The organism is Adlercreutzia equolifaciens (assembly GCF_029076695.1).
GTDB classification, from domain to species: Bacteria; Actinomycetota; Coriobacteriia; order Coriobacteriales; family Eggerthellaceae; genus Adlercreutzia; species Adlercreutzia equolifaciens_A.
On the sequence record NZ_JARFIK010000402.1, the window covers coordinates 1 to 301 of the forward strand.

Below are 301 nucleotides of genomic sequence, written 5' to 3' on the forward strand. Positions count from 1 at the left end.
GGTGGCTGCGTTGGCGAAGCCGTAGTCGATCTTCGCACGGAGGGTGTGCAGCGGCACGCGACCCTCGCGGTACCACTCTCGGCGGCTCATCTCGGCGCCGCCCAGACGGCCGGAGCACTGGATACGGATACCCTTGGCGCCGGACTTCATGGCGGACTGCACGGCCTTGCGCATGGCGCGACGGAAGGCCACGCGGCCCTCGAGCTGCTCGGCCACGGACTGGGCGATGAGGTTGGCATCCAGCACGGGGCTCTTCACCTCGACCACGTCGATGGAGACTGGGCCGTTGGCCACCTTCTCG

The 301-nt window shown here is 68.8% G+C and carries 1 protein-coding gene; it reads right to left on the bottom strand.

All coding sequences use genetic code 11. The annotated features are described in order from the left end of the window. The coding region (rpsC, locus tag PZH32_RS12915) for a 30S ribosomal protein S3 (RefSeq protein WP_275208654.1) at window positions 1-301 on the bottom strand (301 nt) is incomplete at both ends.